The 25,714-nt window shown below is 38.8% G+C and carries 13 protein-coding genes; 11 read left to right on the forward strand and 2 right to left on the reverse strand.

The window, feature by feature from the left end; all coding sequences use genetic code 11:
- Positions 1–511: 511 nt before the first annotated feature.
- Both HCG69_RS04810 and ahcY read right to left on the reverse strand, forming a co-directional pair.
- Complete coding sequence (locus HCG69_RS04810; RefSeq protein ID WP_221649094.1) at positions 512–3,001, reverse strand: YfhO family protein; 2,490 nt, start codon at positions 2,999–3,001, stop codon at positions 512–514.
- Positions 3,002–3,128: 127 nt separating this feature from the next.
- A complete protein-coding gene (gene ahcY, locus HCG69_RS04815; protein ID WP_221649095.1) occupies positions 3,129–4,547 on the reverse strand; it encodes an adenosylhomocysteinase in 1,419 nt (472 codons plus the stop codon).
- Positions 4,548–4,732: 185 nt separating this feature from the next.
- On the opposite strand from ahcY, the gene HCG69_RS04820 reads away from it, so the two are divergent.
- The 11 genes from HCG69_RS04820 to HCG69_RS04870 all read left to right on the forward strand — a co-directional run bounded on the left by HCG69_RS04820 (position 4,733) and on the right by HCG69_RS04870 (position 25,554).
- The gene (locus HCG69_RS04820) at positions 4,733–6,310 is read left to right on the forward strand and encodes a PAS domain-containing protein (protein WP_221649096.1); all 1,578 of its coding nucleotides are present in this window, start codon (positions 4,733–4,735) and stop codon (positions 6,308–6,310) included.
- A 262-nt stretch (positions 6,311–6,572) separates the two neighbouring features.
- On the forward strand, positions 6,573–8,192 hold the full coding sequence (locus HCG69_RS04825; RefSeq protein WP_221649097.1) for a tetratricopeptide repeat protein: 1,620 nt from the start codon (positions 6,573–6,575) through the stop codon (positions 8,190–8,192).
- A gap of 204 nt (positions 8,193–8,396) precedes the next feature.
- Entirely contained in the window at positions 8,397–11,549 is a 3,153-nt protein-coding gene (locus tag HCG69_RS04830; protein ID WP_221649098.1) for a TonB-dependent receptor, read from the forward strand.
- A gap of 21 nt (positions 11,550–11,570) precedes the next feature.
- Positions 11,571–13,091 (forward strand): RagB/SusD family nutrient uptake outer membrane protein, encoded by a 1,521-nt coding sequence (locus HCG69_RS04835; RefSeq protein WP_221649099.1) that lies wholly within the window; start codon positions 11,571–11,573, stop codon positions 13,089–13,091.
- 78 nt (positions 13,092–13,169) lie between these two features.
- On the forward strand, positions 13,170–15,779 hold the full coding sequence (locus HCG69_RS04840; protein ID WP_221649100.1) for a zinc-dependent metalloprotease: 2,610 nt from the start codon (positions 13,170–13,172) through the stop codon (positions 15,777–15,779).
- Positions 15,780–15,857: 78 nt separating this feature from the next.
- Positions 15,858–16,694: a T9SS type A sorting domain-containing protein gene (locus tag HCG69_RS04845; RefSeq protein ID WP_221649101.1), complete on the forward strand. Its 837-nt coding sequence runs from the start codon at positions 15,858–15,860 to the stop codon at positions 16,692–16,694.
- Between the two features lie 155 nt (positions 16,695–16,849).
- The gene (locus HCG69_RS04850; RefSeq protein WP_221649102.1) at positions 16,850–19,537 is read left to right on the forward strand and encodes a trehalase family glycosidase; all 2,688 of its coding nucleotides are present in this window, start codon (positions 16,850–16,852) and stop codon (positions 19,535–19,537) included.
- A 22-nt stretch (positions 19,538–19,559) separates the two neighbouring features.
- Positions 19,560–19,844 carry a LysO family transporter gene (locus HCG69_RS04855; RefSeq protein ID WP_221649223.1) on the forward strand — a complete coding sequence of 95 codons (285 nt, stop codon included), beginning with the start codon at positions 19,560–19,562 and terminating at the stop codon, positions 19,842–19,844.
- Positions 19,841–20,443 carry a lysine exporter LysO family protein gene (locus tag HCG69_RS04860; protein ID WP_221649103.1) on the forward strand — a complete coding sequence of 201 codons (603 nt, stop codon included), beginning with the start codon at positions 19,841–19,843 and terminating at the stop codon, positions 20,441–20,443. The genes HCG69_RS04855 and HCG69_RS04860 overlap by 4 nt, the downstream gene beginning before the upstream one ends.
- Before the next feature lie 18 nt (positions 20,444–20,461).
- Complete coding sequence (locus HCG69_RS04865; protein ID WP_221649104.1) at positions 20,462–23,602, forward strand: glycoside hydrolase family 2 TIM barrel-domain containing protein; 3,141 nt, start codon at positions 20,462–20,464, stop codon at positions 23,600–23,602.
- A 17-nt stretch (positions 23,603–23,619) separates the two neighbouring features.
- Entirely contained in the window at positions 23,620–25,554 is a 1,935-nt protein-coding gene (locus tag HCG69_RS04870; RefSeq protein WP_221649105.1) for a trehalase family glycosidase, read from the forward strand.
- The last annotated feature ends 160 nt before the right edge of the window (positions 25,555–25,714 follow it).

Raw genomic sequence — 25,714 nt, forward strand, 5'->3', positions numbered from 1 at the left:
ATAACGGAAATCATTGACTTCTACAATAATGTGCGACCACATATGAGCAATAACATGAAAACGCCCAAAGCTATGAGAGCAGGTGTAGCCGCTTAACGCTCTTTGGAGGCTTCGCGCCTCCAGCCGCTAAGGCAAACCGCCGCGGTGTTTTTCATAATATGATTTGCAGGATAGTCAATAAATAACTAATTTAGAAGCTGGAAAAATGCACTGTTTATGGGATGTATTGATTTATGATCGGAAAGACGAGCAGGTAAGATAATCAATAAGGTATTCCTGAAGGTGTAAAGTGAAACAGTAAAACAATCAAGAAACTGTGAAGGAAAACAGTAGATATTAACCAAAATGTGTAAAGTGAATACAGGCATAGTCAGAGTGTACATTTATGTATCATAAGAATGTACATTCTTACATAACAAAAGTGTACACTCTTGACATGCAAGAATGTACACTTTTATATTCGTTGATTATCAGTGCGTTAGCGCTTGGACTTTTATGGAAAACTTTTACTTTATTGCTTCTTTCTGCAATAGATCCATAATCCTGCTATTGCTCCGATAATTAGTAATGCCAATCCACTGTAAGCAATGCCTTCTGTTACATGCAGACTCTTCGGATCGAAACGCATTTCGATGGTGTGTTTGCCTGCAGGAACGTTTACAGCACGCAGAATATAGTTGGCCCGGGCAATATCTACCGGCTGACCGTCAATGCTAGCTTGCCATCCCGGATAGAATATCTCTGAGAATACTACAACTCCCTCTTTCGGAGAGGAAGTTTCATAAATCAGGTGATTGGGTTCATAATTGGTCAACTTGACTGTGCTTAGGGAATCTACTTTGAGATCTTCAGTTTTTCCTTTCAAAGCCTCTTTGAATTTAACATCTACAACAGCTGTATTCTTCAGATCCACTTCACCAACAGCAGCAATTTCTTCGTTGGCGTTATTGACATACTTCACATTGTTTACAAACCATGCATTGCCATATGCATAGGGGTTGAGGATAGGAGCTGTCTGGCCCTGTTGGCTGACAGGGAATATAAAGTATTTCGTATTCAGCATATTCAGAATACGGAACTTATTGGCATCTACACTGTCCATTTCTCCACCGGCTGCTGCTATCTCTTTGAACGTGGCTTGCATTTCCGGGGCAATATGGCGATCTATCATTTCCTGATAACGGCGTAACTTGGCAGCATGATAGCCTCCTATGCTCTTGTGCCAGTACGAAGTATTATTTTCGTTGAATGTATTGGATGCAAAGTTCAGCACGCGGTAATCCAATGATTTATCTTGCAGGATTTGTTCATCGGTAGGAGTTTTTTGGAAGGTTTCTATGCGTGCAGATTGTGGAACAAACATATCGTCATACAGGTAACGTTTGTTGATGTGCCACATTTCTCCTATACAAAGTACGGCAATGGCGCTTACTGTCCATACAGTACTCAATTTACCTCGCTGATAGAGGAAAAGAAGAACGAAACCACCACAGATAAACAGGAAACTTGCCCACGCATCCGAGGTTACCATATTCATGCGCATCTCTTTCAGATTATCAAGAATTGGCAAGAGCTGATCTCCGGGGATAGCTTGTTGCAGGGCTGCCAGTTCACGTGCAGGAATAAAACTGGGTACAAGTATGCCTGGAGCTACTGCCAGAATCAATGCCACACCTGCAGTTAATGCAAAGCTGATAATTACTCCGCGGCGGTTTTGTTTTAATACCTCGGGCTTATCAATGATTGCTTTTAAAGCAAATATGGCTAACAGTGGTATTGTAAACTCTGCAATAACCAGTATGGAAGATACTGCGCGGAATTTATTGTACATCGGTATGTAATCGATGAAGAAATCAGTGAGTGGCATGAAATTCTTGCCCCACGACAGTAGAATGGAGAAAAGAGTGGCTCCAAGCAGTGCCCACTTCATAGGACCTTTTACGATAAAGCATCCCAATATAAAGAGTGCCATGACAAAAGCGCCTACATAGACCGGACCGGAGGTCATTGGCTGGTCACCAAAGTATTGGGTGATCTGTGAATACAACCCGTTGTACATTGGGTTGGCTTTTTCCATAGCAGCTTTGTTTTCCGATAGCGGAACAGAAGCTCCACCTCTTACATTGGGAACGAAAAGGCTGAGCGTTTCGCCAATGCCATAACTCCATTGGGTAATATAGTCACGGTCGAGTCCGCTACTGGTTTGTTCGGCTTTAGGGCCTTCGTGCACCAATTCGCTCTTTCCACGCATCGTTTCTTTACTGTATTCGTAAGTATGATAGAGGTTCGACAGGTTGGTAGATACTCCGATGAGGGCGGCTACTACCAAGATAGCACTGGCTTTAAAAAAATGAGGCAGCTCTTTTTTACGCCATGCTTCTTCAAAAAAAGCACCTACCATAAATAAGATGACAAATAAGAAGTAATATGACATCTGTACATGGTTGGATTGTATTTGTAAAGCTATGAACAGAGCGGTGACAATGGCTCCTAATAAATATTTCTTTCGATATGCGAGCACAATGCCGGCTATCGTGGGTGGTATGTAAGCTAAAGTGATAAACTTCCAGATGTGTCCGGCAGCTATCAGTATGAAAAAATAGGAAGAGAAGGCCCAGATGGCACCTCCTAACCCAGCCAGCCATACTGGTAATCCGAAAGCTCGCAGCAGGATATAAAATCCTAACATCATAATGAATGTAAGCCATACATAGGGTGGAAGATAGAGGCGGTAGATATTTTCTATCCATTTCAGTGGCTTGACAGAATCGTAACTGGGAGAAATCTGATAGGTGGGCATACCACCAAAGAGACTGTTTGTCCAACGGGTTGTTTCGCCGGTACGTTCGTGAAATTCTTTAGCCTCTTGTCCTGCTCCCACTCCGGCAACACTGTCATGTTGAAAAAGTGCCCGGTCTTCAATGACTGCCGGAAAGAAATAAGCGAAGGAGAGAATAATAAATGCCAGAATGGCAATGAGGTCGGGGAGAAACTTTTTCATTTACAATTTGACGATTTATGATTTACAATTGAGTTTTGTATCATTTCTGATTTGACGATTTACGGGTTCGGATGTTGATAACCAAAGGGGTTTTCAATCGTAAATCGTAAATCGTCAAATTGAAAAATTAATAACGGTAGTGCTCTGCTTTGTACGGTCCGTCTACTGATACACCAATATATGCAGCTTGCTCGGGAGTTAGCTTAGTTAGTTTTACCCCGATCTTCTCTAGATGCAGACGAGCTACTTCTTCATCAAGATGCTTAGGCAGGCGATATACATTGATATCATATTTCTTGCTGAATAGCTCAATTTGTGCCAGCGTCTGATTTGTGAAAGAGTTACTCATTACGAAAGATGGATGTCCGGTAGCACATCCCAGATTTACCAGACGACCGTCAGCCAACAGGATGATACTGTGCCCGTCAGGGAAATAATAACGGTCTACCTGCGGTTTGATGTTTACACGTTTGATACCCGGATAATGTTTCAGAGCTTCTACCTGAATTTCGTTGTCAAAGTGACCGATATTGCAAACAATAGCCTGATCTTTCATCTGTTCCATGTGGTCAATGCGGATAATATCGATATTACCGGTGGTAGTTACGAATATATTACCCTCTTTGCATGCATCTTCCATGGTTACTACTTCGAAGCCTTCCATTGCAGCTTGTAATGCGCAGATCGGGTCTACCTCCGTTACCAGTACGCGGGCTCCGTAAGAACGCATTGAATGGGAACAACCTTTGCCTACATCACCATAACCACACACTACTACTACTTTACCGGCGATCATTACATCTGTGGCACGTTTGATACCGTCGGCCAGTGATTCGCGGCAACCATAGAGGTTGTCAAACTTTGATTTGGTTACTGAATCGTTTACGTTAAATGCCGGGAAAAGTAGTTTTCCTTCTTCCTGCATTTGATACAGACGATGTACACCAGTGGTTGTTTCTTCCGATACACCACGTATTTCAGCTGCTACGCGATGCCAGCGATCTTTATCTTCTGCCAGCACTTTTTTCAAGATAGCGTTCAGTTCTATTTCATCTTCTGCATGTACTTCTTTGTCAAGTACGGCTGCATTATTTTCGGCGTCGTATCCTACGTGAATCATCATAGTGGCATCACCACCGTCATCTACGATAACCGTAGGTCCTTTGCCACCGGGGAAGTTCAATGCCTGAAGCGTACACCACCAGTAATCTTCCAGTGTTTCACCTTTCCATGCATATACGGCAACACCTGAAGCAGCAATGGCAGCTGCGGCATGATCCTGAGTTGAATATATGTTGCAAGAGCACCAGCGCACTTCGGCACCCAAAGCAACAAGTGTTTCAATCAGTACGGCAGTCTGAATAGTCATGTGCAATGAACCCATGATGCGGGCACCTTTCAACGGTTTGGATTCTCCATACTTTTCGCGAAGAGCCATAAGGCCGGGCATTTCTTTTTCTGCCAGATCGATTTCCTTGCGACCGAAGTCTGCAAGTGTGATGTCTGCCACTTTATAAGGCAGGGTAGAGAATAATTCTGTAGACATATGTAATTTGTTTATAAATAAAAGTGATGCAAAGATAGAACTTTCTGAGTAGTAGGACAAAAGCTATGACTTTTTTTATCAATAATAATTTGGAGATATGCCTCTATTTTTATGTAAAAAAACATATATTTGCATGTAAATGATCAACATATACAACAATATACCTTTGAGGAAGATGCTTTTTTATGGGACTATATGGACAAAAAACGAAAGAAGAACTACTGATAATTGTAGAGAATTTAGAGAAAAAAGTAGAAAGGCTTTCTTCAGAACTTTCCTCACTGAAAACTGGGCGATTTCGAGATAAATATAGTACCCGTATTTTAGATGCATTGCCTGATATGCTCACTGTTTTTGATCATGATGCAAACATTGTAGAACTTGCATCTTCTCCGGCAACTAATCATGTAGAAGGTACTGACTCAAATAGTATTGTTGGTTCAAATGTAAGAGAAATTGTTCCGGAAGAAGCGTATGATAGCGTTCGGAAAAATATGGATAAAGTGATTGCTACAGGTAGGGGATCTATAGCGAAACATTCACTTGTGCTTGATGGCATTTTGCATCATTATGAGAATCGTATTTTTCCTCTGGACGAAAAATATCTGCTTTGTATGTGTAGGGATGTTTCTGAAAAGGTTAAAGCGGAAGCGTTGAATGCTTCTCAGCGAAACGAGATAATTCGCCTGAATTCGTTGATGCATGCAATTTTGAATAATGTCCCCGTATATTTATTCGTAAAAGATACGGGAGATGATTTTCGTTATCTTTATTGGAACAGAGCTTTTGCAGAGCAAACAGGCATTGCTGTAGAATCAGCTGTTGGGAAGACTGATATTGAGATTTTCCCAAATAGTGAAGAAGCCAGACGATTCCGTACAGGTGATTTGGCTGTGATGCAATCCGGAAGAATGGAATATCTGGAAGAATATACTACGCTTTCAGGAGATGTGCGTGTGGTGACAATGATAAAAACGTTGGTCCCTTCAGGTAATGAACATCCGTATATCATTGGTGTAGGCTGGGATGTGACTGATATAAAGAAAGTAGAAAAAGAATTGATCACAGCACGTATAAAGGCAGAAGAAGCTGATAAGTTAAAATCTTCTTTCCTTGCTAATATGAGCCATGAGATTCGTACACCGTTGAATGCAATTGTTGGTTTCTCTAAACTTATTATAGAATCGGCTAACAAAGAAGAACAACTTCAGTATGCCGAACTTGTAGAGAAGAATTCAGGTTTACTTTTGAATTTATTTAATGATATACTCGATTTATCCGCTCTTGAGGCCGGTTCATTGAAACTCTCAATACGCCCGGTAAGGTTGATGGATGTGTGTGCTCAATTGCATTACCTGCATCGTAATTCTGTTCAACCGGATGTGAAACTTATTCTGGATGATGTTGATTCCGAATTGTTCATTCGAGGTGACTGGGATCGTATTTCTCAGATATGGCTGAATCTGCTTAGTAATGCTATTAAATTCACTTCAAGTGGAGAGATTCATTTCGGCTTTGAACAGAAAGATCAGATTGTACAGGGATATGTCTCTGACACAGGTATTGGCATACCGGCAGAGCGTGTAACTACTATTTTCAGCCGTTTTGGTAAAGTAAATGATTTTGTACAGGGTACCGGGCTTGGATTGACTATATGCAGAATGCTGACCGAAAAGATGGGGGGCCGTATATGGGTGCGTTCCAAAGTAGGAGTAGGAACCACGTTTTATTTTACTTTACCGGTAGAGTTTAAAGAAATATGAGTGAGAAATGTCATACTATAGTGATGGCTTGTGTTTGTTTTTATTCTTGTTTTGAAGCTCTATTGTTCTGATAGTATTTTGTTTATTAGCGTTTTATTGATGATGTTTTGTTTGGAATAGCCTTGAGGTGAAATAATATTTTCACATTCTTATCTATATTAATTTATACATGTGAAGAATTAATTATATCTTTGATTCTCTATACTATTAGAGAATTAAAGATATTTATTTGTATACCTAATGTTAGACTAACTTTATTATTATGAAAAATTTGTTACCATTTCTGTTGTTTATTTTCTTTTTTAATACAACTAATGCTAACTCTTATCAAAGAGATGTTTGGAAATTTTTGGATAAATCTTATAAATCGCTTCTGACTGATCCAAAGCAGGCTGTTGACTACACATTACAAGCGTTTGATATACTAAAACAAACTACCGATTCAAATCTGATTGTTTCTACATTAATTGTATCTGGGCATGCTTACATGCTTTATGGTAATTTCGATATGAGTGTAAATACATATTATAAGGCTTTATCTTATTGTCCGGCAAAAGATCTCAAAACTAAAGCTAAGATAAATGTAAATCTGGGAGCTTTATATGGTTCGTTGAAAGATTTCTCAAAAGCAATAAATCTGATAGATAATGCCACTTCAACCTATAAAGTACTAAAAGATTCTTCGGGAATGGCAAACGCCTACAATGCACGCGGTCTGATTCATGTTTATATGAAAGAATATGAAATTGCTGATAAATTCTTTAAGGATGCTTTACGTATAAATAAAACATTGGGTGATAAGAAAAACATAGCAGCGAATATAAATAACCTTTGTCTTTATGAAGGTGACACGGAAGAAAAAATAAAATTAATACAAGAAGCCATTGTCATTAATAAAAATTTGAATGCTTTATGGTCATTAGCAGAGAATTATAATAATTTGGGAATGCAGTTGCTTTATGCTAAAAAGAATAATGAAGCTTTGAGTGCTTTAAAAAAAGCAGCTGTATATGCATTTGATGTTAATGCACATGAATTAATTTGTGATAATTATGAGTATCTCTCCAAAGTCTATGCAGCACAAAAGTGTTATAAAGAGGCCTATGATAATTTATTAAATTTCGAAAAGAAACGGGAACAGCTACTTCAAAAAAGAGAATTGGTAAATATTGAAAGAAATCTCATAAAACAAAAATTACAGGATCAGAAAAAAGAATCCGAGCTTCAGAAACATATGCATCAAATTGAACTATTGAAAAGAAATATAAGCCTTGCGGTTGTGCTGTTTTTGTGCATTACTCTTCTTGCTTTCTTTCTGATAAAACAATATAAGCGAAAAAAGGATTTACAGATAGCAAAAGGACAAACTGAGTTATTATTAAAAGATAAGATAATAACAGAACTAAAGTTACAACAGCAAGCTGTGGAATTAAGTGCAAAATCGGAAAAATTGGAGAATACACAAAGTGAATTAACTAATTTTGTTCTTTTCTTAAATAGTCGAAATGAACTTTTGGAGAAAATTAGAGAGATGATTAAAAGTGCTTATAAAATGAATAACAATGAAATCTTAACTCACTTAAAAAAAATCAATACCTATATTCTCCAATTTAAAAAGTTGGAAGATGATAATAATTCTTTGACCAGAGAAGTTGATGAACAAAACCATGAATTTTTAAACCGTTTGGAACAAAAACATCCGGGATTGACTCATGGTGAAAAGAAGTTAGCGACTTTCTTACGGATTAATTTGTCTACAAAAGAAATATCTCTGTTAACCGGAATATCTATTAAAGCCATTAGTATGGCAAGGTATCGTTTGAGAAAAACACTCTGTTTGCATTCCCAGGATGATATTTCCGCTTATTTACGTGATATTTGATTTTTTTTTATTTTGTAGGCTCTTTTATAGATATAAATTATCTATTATCAACGTTTTAAGAAATGTTTTGTAGGGTGTAAAGTCTTTTGTTTTACTGTTTTGTAGGGGTTATGTAGATCAATATTTTTAGGTGATAGTTAGATTTTGAAGTTTATTTGTCGCATGTTTGAAAAGCGCATTTATTAACTTTAAAATTTAATTGCTATGAAGCAAAGTAATTACTTAGGGGACACATTATTATATGCAATAATGTCATTACTCTTTCTTATTCCACTCTCTGCTTATGCACAAAATTATCAATTAAAAGGGTATGTGTTGGATAGTAATGGCGAGCCATTGATAGGTGCAAATGTCGTTGTTACTGGGACAACTAATGGTATGATTACCGATTTGAATGGAGGTTTTGTATTAGTAGTTTCTCCAAATGATCAGATTGATGTCTCTTATATGGGGTATATCAAGCAGACTATTTCTTTAAATGGAAAGAAAACGCTTAAAGTTATTTTGAAAGAAGATAGTCAGATGTTAGATGAAACGATTGTCATTGGTTATGGTACAATGAAGAAAAGTGATATGACCGGAGCTATCTCTTCTGTGGATGTTGAAGCACTGGCTAGTCGTGCAACAACAAATCCGGCAGAGGCTTTACAGGGGAAAGTAGCTGGTGTTAATATTCTGAAGTCAGGAGGTAATGCAGGGGCAGGCGTTTCTGTTAAAATCCGTGGTATTAAAACGATGGGAAGTAATGAACCACTTTATATTGTAGATGGTTTTCCGGGGGATATAACCACTGTTAATCCGCAGGATATTGAGTCGATGGAGATATTAAAAGACGGTGCAGCAGCTGCTATATATGGTTCTGTTGCTGCAAATGGCGTAGTGATAGTTACTACCAAAAACGGTAAGAAGGGTGAGACTAAGATTGACTTCAATGCATTCTGTCAATTTACAAGTGCTTCTAATAAGTTTGAAATGCTGAATTCTGATGAGTATCTATATGTACATAATATGATGTACGAAAATGCTGTTGCCAAGAAACCGGGATATTTATCATTTAAAGATCCAGATGGGAAGTTGAAGAATCCGACTGGATTTGATACGAATTGGCAAGATGAGATGCTTCGTAATGGTTTATCTCAGAATTATAATGTTAATATCAGGGGAGGTTCTGATATTGCAAAATATTCAATATCTTATAATCATTCGGATGATAAGGGGATTTTCAGGGGTAATAAATACACTCAGGATAATGCTCGTGTCAAGTTGAATCTGCAAAAAAGGATTTTTAATTTTGATGCTTCTTTGGCTTTTAAAGTAACACAAAGCCAACAACCACAATATTCCTTGAAGGAGATGTATGCAATGGCCCCAATGGTACCTGTTTATGATGAAAATCAGCCTTCTGGTTATGGTTTAAATGATATGACTGTCGATGGAGTTCGTTTGGAAATGCCTAATAATCGTAATGTGATGGCAGATGATCATTTTAAACATAAAAAAACGAATGGGTATGATATTATTGCAAATATAGGTTTGACCGTAGATATTACTCCATGGCTAAAGTTTAAGACAGCGTATGCTTATAGAGGATATTATGCGAATACTAAATACCATTCGGAGAAGTATACTGCAGACATTCAGGGACAGAGCTTATATCCATATAATTATGATAGTAATTCTTACTGGTATGAGCAGACATTCGATAATGTACTGACTTTTGATAAAACGTTTGGTAAACACTCTCTGAGTGTGATGGCTGGTAGCTCTTTATCTGCAGCTCGTAAAGACTGGAGTCAAATCAATGTTGAAGGAAAAAAGATGAACTATGATGTGGTAAATGGAAAGTTAGTAATAACAGAAGTGCCAGCGGGATTCTTTGATCCTACATCGCCTACGATAGATGCTGGTACAGGCGGAACATTTACTGGAAGCGGATCTTTCTGGAATTATAATCGTGCTTCATTTTTTGGTCGTATTAATTATTCATATTCAGGTAAATATTTATTTCAGGCAACGATTCGATCCGACGGTTCCTCTAAATTTGGAAAGAATAATCGGTGGGGCGTATTCCCTTCTATGGCTTTAGGATGGCGTATTAGCGAGGAAGAATTTTTCTCAGGGGATGTTGTGAGCAACTTGAAATTGAGAGTGAGCTGGGGACGGTTGGGTAATGAAAATGCATTAGGATATTATTATGCTCCAACGATGACCAGTGACAATACCCAGTGGATGAGCTATGTGCAAGGTGCTAATCCTTGGCCGGGTATGGTTAACTTGTATCTTGTAAATGATGCTTTGCGTTGGGAGACTACTGATACGAAGAATATTGGGGTTGATTTTGGCTTCTTTGATAATAAACTTTCGGGCTCTTTGAATTATTATTATAATACAACGGAAGATTTATTGATTGAAAAGGTTATGTCTCCATCCGCTGGTATTTATAATCCGACAGTGAATGTAGGAAAGATGAGAAATAAGGGATTTGAGCTAGAGCTAAATTATGCGGATAATAGTAATGGTTTTGAATATAATATCGGATTCAATCTCTTTACTACTAAAAACGAGATGTTAAAAGCCGATCCTAATCAGATTCTGTATGGATCAGCTTTAAAGGGTGCCGGTCATTTTGTTACTCAAACTTTAGAGGGGTATCCCGTAGCAAGTTTCTTTTTATACAAAATGGATGGAATTTTTCAATCTCCGGAAGACGTAGCAAATCACTATACGGAGGTTGTGCAACCTGATGGTTCTATAAAAAATACGGTTCTTCAACCCGATGCGAAACCTGGTGATATTCGATTTAAAGACTTGAATAATGATGGTGTTATTGATGAAAATGATAAAGAATATTGTGGCTCAGGTATACCCAAATTAGAGGCTAACTTATCGTTTAGTGGTTCTTATAAGGGCGTTGATCTTTCTTTCTTATTAGGAAGTGCCTGGGGACATAAATTGTATAATGCTAATCGCCTGTATTATGAATCAATGGACGCAGGAATCAATCTGTTTAAGTCGACGTTGGGAGCATGGACTGAAGATAACAGGAGTAATGTAATGCCACGTGCCGTACTAAAAGATCCTAATATGAATTCTCGCGAATCTGACCGTTTTCTGGAAAAAGGTAATTTCATTCGTTTACGTCAGTTGCAAGTGGGATATACCTTACCTAAAAATCTGACTAAGAAGGTTTATATAGACAAGTGTCGTTTTTATGTTAGCGGTGAAAATCTGTTGACATGGACCAATTACTCGGGTATTGATCCAGAGTTTTCTTCCAGTATTCTGGATACAGGAGTAGATGTCTTTATTTATCCTTTTACTCGCTCTTATGTTGTTGGTTTGCAGGTGACATTTTAATCAATTCTAATACTATCAGCCATGAAAAAATATATTTATATAACATCTCTTTTTTGTGCAACATTTTTGGGTGGATGCGATAACTTTCTAACGGTAGAATCTCCGGATTTTTCTACTGATAAATTTTGGAGGGATTCTATCGATGTGGAATCCGGATTATCTGCTGCATATGCCCAGTTGGATAACAGATGTGGTACTTATAATTTCTCTGAAATTAAATTTGTGATAGAAACTTTTCGTGAAGATATCATGGAGAAGGGTTCGGATGTAAATAACTATCCGGAATGGGGGCAAATTTATGATTTTACATATAATAATGAGAATTCCCGAATCAAAGAGTATTGGATGAATTGCTATAATGGCATTAATTACACAAACAATGTCTTATTTGGTATTAATAAAGTTCAGACAGGTGATCATCCGATGGATCAGGAAAAGTATAATAGTGTGGAAGGTGAAGCAGTGTTCTTACGTGCCTACTATCACATGAAGTTACTGTTGAACTGGGAGAAGATTATTATTCGTGATGAATATTTGACAAGTGAAGAACAAACGCATAAGGCTCTTTCTACCAGGGAAGCAGGCTGGGAGTTCGTTTGTTCGGAATTATCAGCGGCTGGTAAAATATTACCCTTAACCCGTCCTTCTCTACAAGCCGGCCGCGTGACAAGTGGTGCTGCTTATGCCTACCTCGGTTGGGCCTACCTGACGCGGGCTTATGAACAACCGGAGAAGAAAACGGAGTATCTCACTAAAGCAGAAGAAGCGTTAGAGCAAGTGAAAGGTTATGCTTTGGAGAAAGATTTTCTGAGTATGTTTAATGGGACAAATAAGAATTGTAAAGAATCTATCTTTGAAATTCAGTTTACAGGGAATACCTCTGATGGTGCTTATCATCAGCATGTGATGCACTATTGGGTAGCGGCTCCTGTATTGAGGGGATGGGATGAGATTCGCCCGAGCGAAATGATTTTGAATGAATATAGAAAAGAGGGGCGCATTGCTACTACAGGTAATCTGGATTCCCGGGCATATGCAAGTATGTTCTTTGACGATCCTTATTTTAACGATGGCAATGAGAGAATATATGGATTTGAGTATACAGATTTATTTGATGCGAGTGATGAGATTAATCGTTGTTTTCGCAAATATATGCCCGATGATATGCAAAAACTAAAACAATCCAATACTTCGACGAATGTACCTATTATGCGTTATGCCAATGTTCTGCTGATGCAGGCTGAGATTTACAATGAACAAGGACATCCAGAAAAGGCCGTACCATTGATTAACGAAGTAAGGAGGGTACACGGAGATATGCCGGGTATGTCAGGGGAGTCTTACGAGGCTGTAAAGGCTCAAATAGAGCATGAGCGTTTGATGGAATTTGCTTTAGAAAACTTCCGTTTCTATGATCTACGTCGTTGGGGTAAGCTGGATGAAACTTTACATTTGGCAGGGCGCAAAAACTTTAATGCAGAGAAGCATGCCTTCCTTCCGGTTCCTTTGATGGAGATTCAGAGCAATAACAAAATCGATTAGAAATAACTTTTTATTAATTGTTTAACAGGGATTTGAGGGGTCTGTGAAGACCTTTCAAGCCCACTTAATATCTGAAAAATGAAAAAAAATACACTGTTTTTACTGGGTGTACTTCTTGGAATGGGAAGTATAAACGGGGTATCGGCACAGCAAAATGTGTGTGGGTTCGAACATCAGCAAGAAATGTATAGGAAATCGCATCCTGCTGCAATAGCTGAAAATGCAGGTGCTCTGGCAGCGACGAGATCTAATGCCTCTTATCATCAGGGACAGTATGTGATTCCGGTTGTTTTCCATGTATTTGGAGACGCTACGAATGATTCTCGTCTGAAAGTGACTTATAGCTTAATAGAAAAGGCCTTAAAACAAACCAATGAAGATTTTCAAGGATTGACTGCCGATTATAACCAGGCAGGGGCGAGTAACCGTTTTGAGGAGATAAAAAAGCCGTTGAATATCGCTTTTCGCTTGGCTAAGATAGATCCGGACGGAAATCCGACGAAAGGTGTTGTATTCTATGACGAAGCCGAGAAAGGTTTTGGTAATGGAGGAGGATATGATGAAGCGATCCAGAAATATGCATGGGATAATAGCCGATATATGAATATATATATAATGAAAGATCTTTATGCAGATGGGGATTACTATAATTCCGGTGTTTCCTGGTTACCGGACAATTCAATGACAATGGAGAATTTGGCTCGTGTAGTTTACAACGGTAGTTATATTGGCAATAATACAAACGAAAATTTTCGTCGGGTTTTGACTCATGAATTTGGGCATTTTATGGGGTTGCATCACACCTTTGAAGGTGGATGTACTTATCCGAATGATGGGATTGAAGATACCCCTCCTGTAGCTACTTCCAAATGGCCGGCTGATCAGGTAAACTGTGAAGGAAATTATACAGATTGGGAAAACTTTATGAATTACACAGATGCTTACCGACATTTTACTGCAGGACAGGTGGCTCGAATGGAATATTATTTAAATGAGTCTTTATCTCGGAGTGAATTGTGGCAAGAAGAAAACCTGGTTGCAACCGGAGTAAATGATGGCTATGTAGCTGCCCCTGTGGTCCTGATTGTAAAGGGGAGGAATTTTTCCGAAACTTTAGATAATCAAGGAAATGTAAGTGGTTCTCTACAGTTAGAAGCAAGTGCCGGGATGACATTTGCCAAACTAGGTGTACTGGTAGAAGGTACTGATTATACAATTTCGAATTTGCCGGCAGGTTTGCAGGCAACAGTAACTCTTTCAAGTGATGTTACTGCTATGATTACGATGAGTGGAAAAGCCCTCAGTCACCAGGCTTCCGATAGCCGTAAGGATGTCTCTATAACTTTGAATACTTCTGTTTTAAAGGTGGAAAATGGAACGCCAACTGCACAGAAAATTAATTTTGGAGTATTGTTTAATGATCCGTATACTTCTTACTGTTTATTTAATCCTCGTTTTGCTCCTTATGCGCACATCTCTAAAGTCAAGTTTGCTCAGATAGAAAGAAATACGGACTTTGATGGACAACAGTATAAAGATTTCCGGGCTGACTATGTAGCCGGACTGGAGAAAGGTAAAACATATAAATTGGAGGTTACTGTGCAAAACTGGAAATCCGGTGAAAATGACCCTTACACAGTTCGCGCCTGGTTTGACTGGAATGGTGATTATGTATTCCAACAAGATGAAATGATTGCTCCCCAGAAAATAAATAAGATTGGTAAAGCAGGTACAGAGCATGTACTTATTTTTGATATTACTGTGCCAGATGATATGGTAGTGGATAAAGAATTTGGTTTCCGTGTAATGTTACACTATACATTAGGCAAAGACGGTGAAGATCCCTGTGGAGAAATTGATAGTGGAGATGTTGAAGATTATGGTATCATATATGGTGAAGAGAATGCTCATGTACTCCCTCCCGATGGTCCTGACGAGCCGGTTGATGAGGTATGTGTCCCGGAATTCTCTTATCGTCCTTATGCTTATATTAAAAAAGTGGAATTTGCAAATATATCTAATGAAACTACCGGTGAGGTGAATAACACGGAGATTATTGAGGATTTCAGAGACAATCAGGAGTTGAATGCGCATATAGAGAAAGGAAAAGAATATGTTATGAAAGTGACCTATTCGAATCTGAATTCTAACTCGAAGGATGCTTATGTGATACGTGCCTATATTGATTGGAATCATGATAATATACTTGAAAAAGAGGAATCTCAGAAGATAGCAATTCCTGCCATTGGTTCAGCTGATAATCCGGGAACTGTTGAATTCAGATGGACTGCACCGGATAATGCAGTACTGAATGAAAAATTACATATGCGTGTTTTTATGCATTATGGTGATGCTGATAGTATGGTAGGAGAACAGCCTTGTGGAACTGTGGAAAATGGACAGTTAGAAGAGTATTATGTGATTGTTTCTTCTGATCCCAGTATGATAATTGATCATACGATTGGAGCTATTAATGTTTACCCTAATCCTACAGATGGTATTTTACATATTGGTGGTGAAAATATGGATATGGCAAAATATAGCTTATACAGTATTGATGGGCGTCTGGTACAACAAAACAATATTACTACCTCTCAAATAGATATCAGCAAGCAACCGAAAGGTGCTTATCTTTTAAAAATCGAGACAAAAGAATCTGTATTACAGCAAGTTGTAATTCTAAAGTAAATAATTGGACCGGTAGGCGATCACTGGTTTCCTACCGGTTGTATGTCTATTTATTAATTATCAAAACAAATTAAAATTATGAAGAAAAAATTACTTTGTTGCTTTATGCTATTTAGTATGGTAGCTGGGCAAGCGATGTCGCAATCTCAATTGTGTAGACCTGAATTAACATGGGGTGCTTATGCTTGTATCTCTAAAGTTGAGATTAATGGTATGGTGAGTGAATCATCTACAGCTCCTGAAGGATGGGATGGGAAGATAGGCTCTAATACTTATGATGAAGGTGTTCTTTTTGCTGATTTCACGATGGATAAAGAGCGTGTTGTTACATTGGAGGCAGGTAAAGAGTACGAGCTGAAAATTACTGTTTGCAACTTCTCTTCCGGTGCCGGAGATGAGTATTATGTAACTGCCTTTTTTGACTGGAATGGTGATAGTAGACTGACTGCTGCCGAGACGGTTTTTCAAAAATCGATTGCTGTAGGAAAACCGGGGCAGAGTTCTTTTAAAGTAGTTTCCGGAAAGGTAACTGTTCCTGCCGATGCCAGCAAGACTTTTACAATGCGTACTTATCTGCATTATAAAACTCCGGATGTTCCTTATACAGATCCTTGCAGCACACAAGATGGCGGTGTATTGCAGGACTATACCGTTCAGCTTGGTGGTGGAACCTCTATTGAAAATACGTCACTTGATGCATTTGCTGTGTATCCGAATCCAACAGACGGAGAAGTCTTTATAAAATTGGAGAATGCCAAAGAATATATGCTTTATAGCATTGATGGCAAATTGGTACAAAGGGGAATGATAACAGGAAGCTCTATCAATATTTCAGGTAATGCTTCCGGCATGTATATTCTGCAGGTGAAGACAGACGATGGATTAGTAAAACGGGCCAATATTATCATTAAATAATATTTTTCACATTCATAGAGTATTTAGAAGCTGGTTCGACTGATCGTGACTGAATACAATTGTATATGGTCTATGAACCTTAATACAGGATTCTTGTAGAGGGGGCCGAACCAGCTTTTATTTTTCAATATTAACTGATAAAATCTAATACTGATATGTTTAGAGAGAAATTTAAAGTACAAATGTGGCGATTACTGTTTGTGGTGGTGTATATCATTTGCTTCTCCATATCAGTTTCTGCAACCAAACAAACAACTATTTATAATGTAGACTCTTATAGTGATATTTTAGATATCCAGTGTACTCCATACAGTAATGATTATTTTACAGGAGGCTTTTCTGATTTAGGTTCATGGATGTGCTTTACATTACCTTCGGAGAATAACTGGATAAATGGTTTCTGCGGTCCTTTTGAACTCGATCACCGGCAATGGATATCGGATGCTATTCTCCAAGTCGGATTTACTGCAGACATCACAGCTGAAACCTTTATTCCTGATAGCGTGACATACGTTCCGGGAGAACTATACATGAACTCTTCTTCTAAACAGGGGAGGATACAACAACGCTTATTTTTTGTAGATAAGTATACGGCTTTATGGAGTTGTGAAACCAGTGAGAAGCGGGAACTTTACATTACAAATGGTTCGTTACAAGGAATACAATCATCCGGATTGGAGAATAATATTCTATCTTTGAAACTATCAACCGGGGAGATGTGTGTAGTTACATTCTCGTCGGATATTCAGCTTTCCTATGAGAATTCCAAGCTCTTGGCCAAACTTCCTGAAGGACATAAAGGATATGCCACTATATCTTATTTCTACGAATCGAAACGACCGGATAACTATGCTCAGCTGATACAGAGTATATTATTACATCCTGATAATTATACTACCGAACATACGAATCGTTGGATAAAATATCTGAAAGCTGTTTTACGTCCGGAAATGCCAGTAGAATATCATCGTATCGCAGTAAAAGCTATGGTGACATTGTTGACAAACTGGCGTACATCCAGAGGAGATTTACTTCATGATGGAGTTATTCCTTCTCATGCAATGTCTTACTTCGTCGGTTTTTGGGGATGGGATTCATGGAAGCATGCGGTAGCATTGAGTCTGTTTGAACCCGATCTTGCTAAAGATCAGGTTCGTGCAATGTTCGATTATCAGACCTCAGAAGGGATGATCATCGATTGCATCTATACCGATAAAAAAGAAAATAATGAACGAAACAGTAAACCCCCATTGGCAACATGGGCAGTGAACGAAATCTATAAGGCTACTTTAGATGCTGATTTTGTGAAAGAGATATATCCTAAATTACTGAAATATCACCGTTGGTGGTACGAATATAGAGATCACGATAAAAATGGTTTTTGTGAATTTGGCTCAGTGGATGGTACACTTGAGGCTTCTGCCTGGGAAAGTGGCATGGATAATGCAATTCGTTTTGATCATTCTTCTATGCTGAAGAATGACAACAGAGCCTGGAGTTTAAATCAGGAATCTGTTGATTTGAATGCTTATCTGGCCCATGAATATCTATTGTTAAAGGAATTGAGTATAATAGCCAATTGTGAGTTTAATGAACCGGATCGGACAGCAACGACATCCGATTATTTCTTTGATAGAGAAAAAGGATTTTTTTATGATAAAAGGCTGAGTAATCACAGTTTTGTACAGGTAGAAGGTTGTGAGGCTTATATTCCACTTTGGGCAGGAGTTGCCACACTTGATCAGGCTGAGTCTGTTTTGAAATACTTGACTGATCCTTTGAAGTTTGCAACGTATATTCCTTTTCCTACTGTTACGGCTGATCATCCGGATTTTTCGCCGAATGGTTATTGGAGAGGTCCGATATGGCTGGACCAGGTATATTTTGCAATTCATGGATTAAGAAACTATGGCTATACTGAATTGGCCGATGGTTATACAAAACAAGTGTTCGATCGCCTTAATGGTTTGCGTGCAGATGCTCCAATTCATGAAAACTATGAAACAAGTACCGGGAAAAGGCTGAAATCTCCACATTTCAGCTGGTCTGCTGCTCATTTACTGATGCTTTATCGTGAATCGGGGGTATTGGATAGTAAACAGACTGATTTATGTCTGTTTCAATCAGATTACCGTAACTATGCTTATATAAAAGAGGTTGAATTTGCCGGGATTAATAATAATGTTTCTTACTCGGAGACAGGATGGATGGATTATTTCAAAGAAAATGTAGCCGAGTTGGAATGTGGGAAGATATATGTGATGAATGTAAAAATAGAAAATTGGGATTCGGGTTCTTCGGATATCTATAAACTGAGACTCTGGATGGATTGGAATGGTAATTATGAGTTAGAAGAGAATGAACTGGTTGATACCAAGCTTATTAGTCCGATTGGACAGCAACATAAAGAGCATGATTGTCAATTCCAGATTACTATTCCGGAAAATGCAGTAAAAAACGAGAAACTCAAATTTAGGCTATTCTTACATTTTGTTACGGACGAATCGGACGGAGTAACCCCTTGTGGCTGGGTGGATAGCGGCATTGCACACGACTATGGCTTCGTTGTAAAGTCGGGTGGATCTTCTGTTCAGCAGAAGACTAATACTCTGAAAGCAAAAGTTTTTCCGAATCCGGTAACAGATTATCTATATATACAGGTAGATTCTCCAATCAGACAATATTCAATTTTAGGTTTAGAAGGTACCGAATTATTCAAATACTCCGGAGATATAGATAAAATAGATATGAGATCTTTTGCTTCAGGCAATTATATTCTTCAAGTTAAATATGAAGAGAAAGGGAAAGAGCGGACAGAGGTTTTTAAAATAGTTGTTCAATAGGATTTATATAATTTGTATGTTTATATTTACTATTATTGGATTGATGGGCAGTGGTGTATTATTTGGTTATCTATTAAGAAAACGAAACCTGAATATTGTACATCGGATTATTACGTGGCTAATATGGATTCTTCTATTTCTTCTTGGAACGGAGGTTGGTGGTAATAAAATGATTATAGAAGGATTGCATACGATCGGGCTTGAAGCACTGGTAATTACATTGACAGCTGTTGTAGGCAGTATTTTGGGGGCCTGGGGATTGTGGCTTTTTATATCATACCGGGACGTGAAAGGAGGAAGGGGATGAAAAGTAGCATTGTTATTGTACTGTTCTTTATATTGGGTATCTTACTTAATTTGTACGGTTTGTATCCTTCGTACTTAGAACAACTGGATTTGAGTTTTTATGCATTATGTGCCTTGATGTTTTGTGTTGGTATTACTGTTGGCAATAATCCTCAAATACTATTGAATTTTAAGACAGTAAATCCAAGATTCTTTTTACTTCCTGTATTGACTATTCTAGGTACTCTTGTTGGCTGTTGTATGAGTAGTGTTTTTTTCAACAAGCATTCTCCGGTTGATTGTATGGCTGTGGGAGCGGGTTTTGGATATTATTCGTTATCAAGCATTATTATTACTGAATATAAAGGAGCCGAATTGGGAACTATAGCCCTGCTATCCAATATAATGAGAGAGATTATAGCTTTGCTGGCAGCACCTTTTCTGGTTCGTTTCTTTGGAAAATTGGCACCTATCTCAGTAGGAGGGGCTACGACGATGGATACTACTCTTCCCATTATAACTCGCTGTTCCGGAGAAAAATATATAGTTGTATCTATTGTCCATGGGTGTTTACTGGATTTTTCCGTACCATTCATTGTAACGTTATTGTGTACCATTTAACTATAATACATTGAGAATATGAAAAAGCATATTTTATACTTGATCATTAATGGTTTGTTTTGTTCTGCATCTTTGTTGGCAGGGGAGCAAGTTCCCTGGCAGGATCCACAAATCAGCGGTATTAACAGAGAGCCGGCGTGTGCCTATTTTGTTTCCTTTCCTTCCGAAGCAAAAGCGTTGTCCAACGATGTACAGGCTAATGAACGGAAAGTCTCTTTAGACGGGATGTGGAAATTTCTTTACTCCTGGAATGTGGATGCATGTCCAAAGAATTTCTTTAAACCGGATTTTAATACAAAGAAATGGAGTGATATTGAGGTACCTGGAAGTTGGGAACTCCAGGGCTTCGACTGTCCTATCTATACAGATGTCAAATATCCTTTTCCCGTTAATCCCCCTTTTGTACCTTCAGATTATAATCCGGTAGGTATTTATACCAGAGATTTCATTGTACCGAAATCCTTCAGTGGAATGGATGTATTTTTGGACTTTGAAGGAGTTGAATCTGCTTATTATTGCTGGGTAAACGGACAGTTTGTAGGGTATGCCGAAGACAGTCGTCTTCCTTCACACTTTAATGTGACCTCTTTGCTGAAAAAGGGCAACAATAAAATAGTGGTTCAGGTTTTCAGATATAGTGACGGCTCTTATTTAGAAGGGCAAGATTACTGGAAATACAGTGGCATTGAACGAAGTGTCTACCTGATCGCCAGACCAAAGTGCCGGGTAAAGGACTTTAAGACGTCAGCTCAGTTGGTGAATGACTATAAAGATGGAGATCTGCAATTGGATTTGGCGATGACTTTACCTGCTGATGCAGTGGGAAACCGCGTACAGCTGAAGTTAATGGATGGTAAGGATACTCTATTTTCTGATGAAAAGATTATTACTTCTTTGTCCGACACTCTTTTAGGCCTCAATCATTTTATTAAAAATGTGAAAGCATGGAATGCGGAAACACCTAATCTTTATACTATGGTAGTAAGTGTGAAGGATAAGGAAGGGAACGCTTTAGAGGCATTTCGGCATCGTGTGGGCTTCCGTACGGTTGAGATGCGTAACGGACAGCTTTTGATAAATAATGTTCCTATTTTAATTAGAGGGGTAAACAGGCAGGAGCATGATCCACATCGGGGACGTACACTTTCTTTGGAAACTATGCTCACAGATATTAAGATGATGAAGCAGTTCAATATCAATGCTGTCCGCTGCAGTCATTATCCCAACAGGCCGGAGTGGTATGAGTTGTGTGACGAATACGGACTTTATATGATTGATGAGGCCAATATTGAATCACACGGAATGGAATATCATGAGGATGGTACTTTAGCCAATTATCCTGACTGGGAACGTCCTTTTATGGAACGTATGAAACGTATGGTAATGCGTGACCGTAATTTTACAGCTATTATTACATGGTCATTAGGTAATGAATCAGGCTATGGAAAGAATTTTGAAACACTGTATAATTGGACAAAAAGCTTTGATACGACTCGGCCGGTTCAGTATGAAGCAGCTCGTCGTGAAGGTTTGTCGGATATCTACTGTCCCATGTATGCCCGGATTTGGTGGTTGCGTGAATTTGTCAATGAACGGAAGTTGCGTCCGATGATTATGTGTGAATATGCGCACTCTATGGGGAACAGTACAGGTAACCTGCAAGACTATTGGGATTTGATTTATAAGTATGATAATTTGCAGGGTGGATTTATTTGGGATTGGGTTGATCAGACATTTGCTAAAAAGGATGAGAAGGGTCATGATATCTGGGCATATGGCGGTGATATGGGATATGTTGGTGTACCTAATGATTCTAACTTTTGTGCGAATGGTTTGGTAGCAGCAGACCGTTCACTTCATCCACACATCTGGGAGGTAAAGAAGGTTTATCAATATGTACATTGTGAACCGGTTGCTTTCACAAAAAACAAGATACTTGTTACCAATCGCCATGATTTTATAGATCTGTCAGGTTATTATCTGAGATGGGTTGTTGAAGCAGACGGCGAAGAAATTCAATCGGGTGTTTTAGATTTTCCTGTTATTCCGGCGAGTTCCTCCCGGAAAATAACAATTCCTTACCGTGAACTTCTTCCTGCATCAAAAGAATATTTCCTGAAGGTTGAAACGCTGACCAGGCGGGAAGAATCTTATGCTCCGAAGGATTTTATTGTAGCGATGGATCAATGGCAGCTACCGGTTGAGAAGAGTGGGCAACATGTAAATAAAACCAATGAACCCATTAAGGTATTGCGTACAGAAAAAGAATTGATACTCGAAAGTAAATCGTTCAGAACAGAGTTTTCAACTGTTTCAGGAGAAATGACTTCTCTGAAATATGGCAGTAAAGAAATGCTTCTGGCGGGGTTAAGACCTAATTTTTGGAGACCCTCTACAGATAATGATGTGCCCAGTGGTTTGCTCTCACGTAGTGTGGAATGGAAGAGAACAATGGAAGTTGCCCGGCTTCTTAAGTTGGACATGGAAACTAACCCCGATAGTACATGCATTAAAGTACTTACCAAATATCGTTTGGAAGAGCAGGACTCTTTTGTGCAAATAGCCTATCAGATTCTTGGAAACGGAATAATTAAAGTGGAAATGTCGTTTATACCGGGACAAAAAACATTACCGGAAATGCCTCGTTTTGGAATGCGTATGATTATTCCAAAAGAGTATGACCGGATGACCTGGTTTGGAAGAGGGCCCCACGAAAATTATGCTGATCGTAAAACGTCTGCTGCCATAGGATTTTACCAGGCAAGCGTATGGGAACAATTTCATCCTTATGTGCGTGCACAGGAGACCGGTAATAAGTGTGATACCCGCTGGCTTGCCCTTTGTGATAAAGAGCAAAAGGGATTATTGATTACAGGCACAGAACCTTTGTCTGTAAGTGCGTGGAATTTTATACAGGATGATATTGACTACGTTCCTTTCAGTGTAGAACGCAGGCATGGTGGAAGTGTAGAGAAGAAAGATTTGGTGTGGATTAATGTAGACCAGATGCAAATGGGAGTAGGTGGAGATAATAGCTGGGGGGCTCAGGTACATCCGGAATACACTATTACTCCGTCAATGAGGAAATATAGTTTTGTCATACAACCCATCCGGACTTTAGAGAAAATAGCTGAGCAGGCTCGTCAGATATGGTTTTAATTAAATTCGTAAAGATTATGAGAAAATATATTATAAGATTTTGTGTACTGATTGGCGTGAGTATACTTTTTAGTAATTGTTCTGAGCAAAAAAAAGAGTTTCATCCTTTGTTAGTACATAAGTATGACAATATTCTGGATATATCTTATACTCCTAATGACTCTCTTTATTGTAGCGGGTGGTTTTCTGATCAAGGAGCGTGGATGGGGTTTACTGTACCACAAAAGGAACGATGGATTAATGGCTTTTGCGGTCCCTTCGATCTGGAAACACGCCGATGGATTTCTCAATCATTGGTAACGGTAGGATTTGCTGAAGCTCCTGATGAAGTTTTCTCTCCGGATTCTGTTGTCTATTTTCCGGGAGAGCTATATATGCGTTCTTCCTCCGGGCATGGGACTATAAGTCAGCGTCTTTTCTTTATTGATAAATCCAACGTACTGCTGGAATGTGTTTCGGATAGTAATAAACCGTTGTGTTTTTATGGTCAGGCATTAGATGATAATTCTTCTTATAGTGTAGTAAATAATTCATGCATGCTTTCTTCACCCTCCGGAGATCAATATCTGATTACCTTTCCGGAAAATGTAAAGATCCATTTCTCCGGTAATAGATATGAGGCGAATGTTTCGTCTGCATCTCCAATTTATGTGGTAATCTCTTCCCTAGAGAATATCAAGGGGCAGATGTTTGATTTTGGTGCTATTGCCAAGATACAATCGAATCCTTCCGGTTTCATCAATAAGCATTATCAGTGTTGGAACGGTTATTTAGAGAAAGTGTTGCGACCTGATATGCCGGAGGAGTACGATCGGATTGCAGTCAAAGCAGTGGTTACCCTCATTGCCAACTGGCGTAGTAGCCGTGCCGGATTATTACATGATGGAGTAGTCCCATCACATGCTGTAGGCTATTTTATGGGATTCTGGGCTTGGGATTCATGGAAGCATGCTGCAGCATTGGCCGACTTTGCTCCGGAACTGGCAAAAAATCAAGTACGTGCCATGTTCGATTATCAACTGGATAACGGAATGATAATAGATTGTATTTATACGGATATCCGTGAAAACAATGCAAGAGATAGTAAACCACCTTTGGCTGTATGGGCCGTGAGTAAGATATTTGAAGCAACAGCCGATACTGCTTTTGTGGAAGAGATGTACCCTCAGTTACTTAACTATTATCATTGGTGGTATCTGGATCGTGATCATGATTCAAATGGTATCTGTGAGTTCGGTTCGGTAGATGGAACGCTTGAGGCGGCAGCCTGGGAGAGTGGAATGGACAATGCTATTAGATTTGATCATGCAAAAATGGTAAAGAATAGCGATACAGCCTGGAGTTTTGATCAGGAATCGGTTGATCTGAATGCTTTTCTGGCTTATGAATATTCTCTGCTGAAAAAACTTGCGGTAGTGGCGAAACAGCCATTCAGTGAAAAGGAATATGCAGATATTATTAGTACTTATTTTTATGATAAAGAGTCCGGATTCTTTTTTGATAAAAAGTTGGATGGAACATTTGTGAAAGAACCAGGCAGTGAGGCTTATATACCTTTTTGGGCAGGTATCGCAACTAAGGAGCAGATGAAGGAGGCTATGAAGCTATTTACGGATTCTACAAAGTTCTCTACTTATATCCCTTTTCCTACTGTTGCGGCCGATAATCCGAAGTTTATGCCCCGCGGATACTGGAGAGGGCCTATATGGTTGGATCAGACTTATTTTGCTATTTCCGGATTACGAAGATATGGCTATGTGGAGGAGGCAGATGCATATACCCGTCAGGTATTCGACAGGCTTCATGGACTGAAGGGAGATGGTGCAATACATGAAAACTACGAAACGTATACAGGTAAACAGTTGAAAGCTCCCCACTTTAGTTGGTCGGCTGCACATCTTCTGATGTTGTATGAGGAGTACAACAGGCAAGCTTCTGTTACCGGATTATAAGTTACTACAATTTATTAAGTAATCGTTCTAAATTATATGATATTATTATTGAAACGCAGAAACTCACAGATTCACGCAAAGCATATCATCGCTCAAGTATAGCGCAGTCATTTAATCTGCGAAAATCTGCGATCATTTGCGTTTCAATAAAACGCTGTCA

Origin of the sequence: Bacteroides sp. K03 (assembly GCF_019734355.1) — a bacterium.
Taxonomy (GTDB): Bacteria; Bacteroidota; Bacteroidia; order Bacteroidales; family Bacteroidaceae; genus Bacteroides; species Bacteroides nordii.

Excerpts from the sequence above, each read along its gene's own strand:
- HCG69_RS04850 (WP_221649102.1), top strand. The coding sequence starts at position 16,850 with ATGTTTAGAGAGAAATTTAAAGTACAAATGTGGCGATTACTGTTTGTG.
- HCG69_RS04865 (WP_221649104.1), top strand. The coding sequence starts at position 20,462 with ATGAAAAAGCATATTTTATACTTGATCATTAATGGTTTGTTTTGTTCT.
- HCG69_RS04860 (WP_221649103.1), top strand. The coding sequence starts at position 19,841 with ATGAAAAGTAGCATTGTTATTGTACTGTTCTTTATATTGGGTATCTTA.
- HCG69_RS04840 (WP_221649100.1), top strand. The coding sequence starts at position 13,170 with ATGAAAAAAAATACACTGTTTTTACTGGGTGTACTTCTTGGAATGGGA.
- ahcY (WP_221649095.1), bottom strand. The coding sequence starts at position 4,547 with ATGTCTACAGAATTATTCTCTACCCTGCCTTATAAAGTGGCAGACATC.
- HCG69_RS04845 (WP_221649101.1), top strand. The coding sequence starts at position 15,858 with ATGAAGAAAAAATTACTTTGTTGCTTTATGCTATTTAGTATGGTAGCT.
- HCG69_RS04825 (WP_221649097.1), top strand. The coding sequence starts at position 6,573 with ATGAAAAATTTGTTACCATTTCTGTTGTTTATTTTCTTTTTTAATACA.
- HCG69_RS04820 (WP_221649096.1), top strand. The coding sequence starts at position 4,733 with ATGGGACTATATGGACAAAAAACGAAAGAAGAACTACTGATAATTGTA.
- HCG69_RS04830 (WP_221649098.1), top strand. The coding sequence starts at position 8,397 with ATGAAGCAAAGTAATTACTTAGGGGACACATTATTATATGCAATAATG.
- HCG69_RS04810 (WP_221649094.1), bottom strand. The coding sequence starts at position 3,001 with ATGAAAAAGTTTCTCCCCGACCTCATTGCCATTCTGGCATTTATTATT.
- HCG69_RS04870 (WP_221649105.1), top strand. The coding sequence starts at position 23,620 with ATGAGAAAATATATTATAAGATTTTGTGTACTGATTGGCGTGAGTATA.
- HCG69_RS04835 (WP_221649099.1), top strand. The coding sequence starts at position 11,571 with ATGAAAAAATATATTTATATAACATCTCTTTTTTGTGCAACATTTTTG.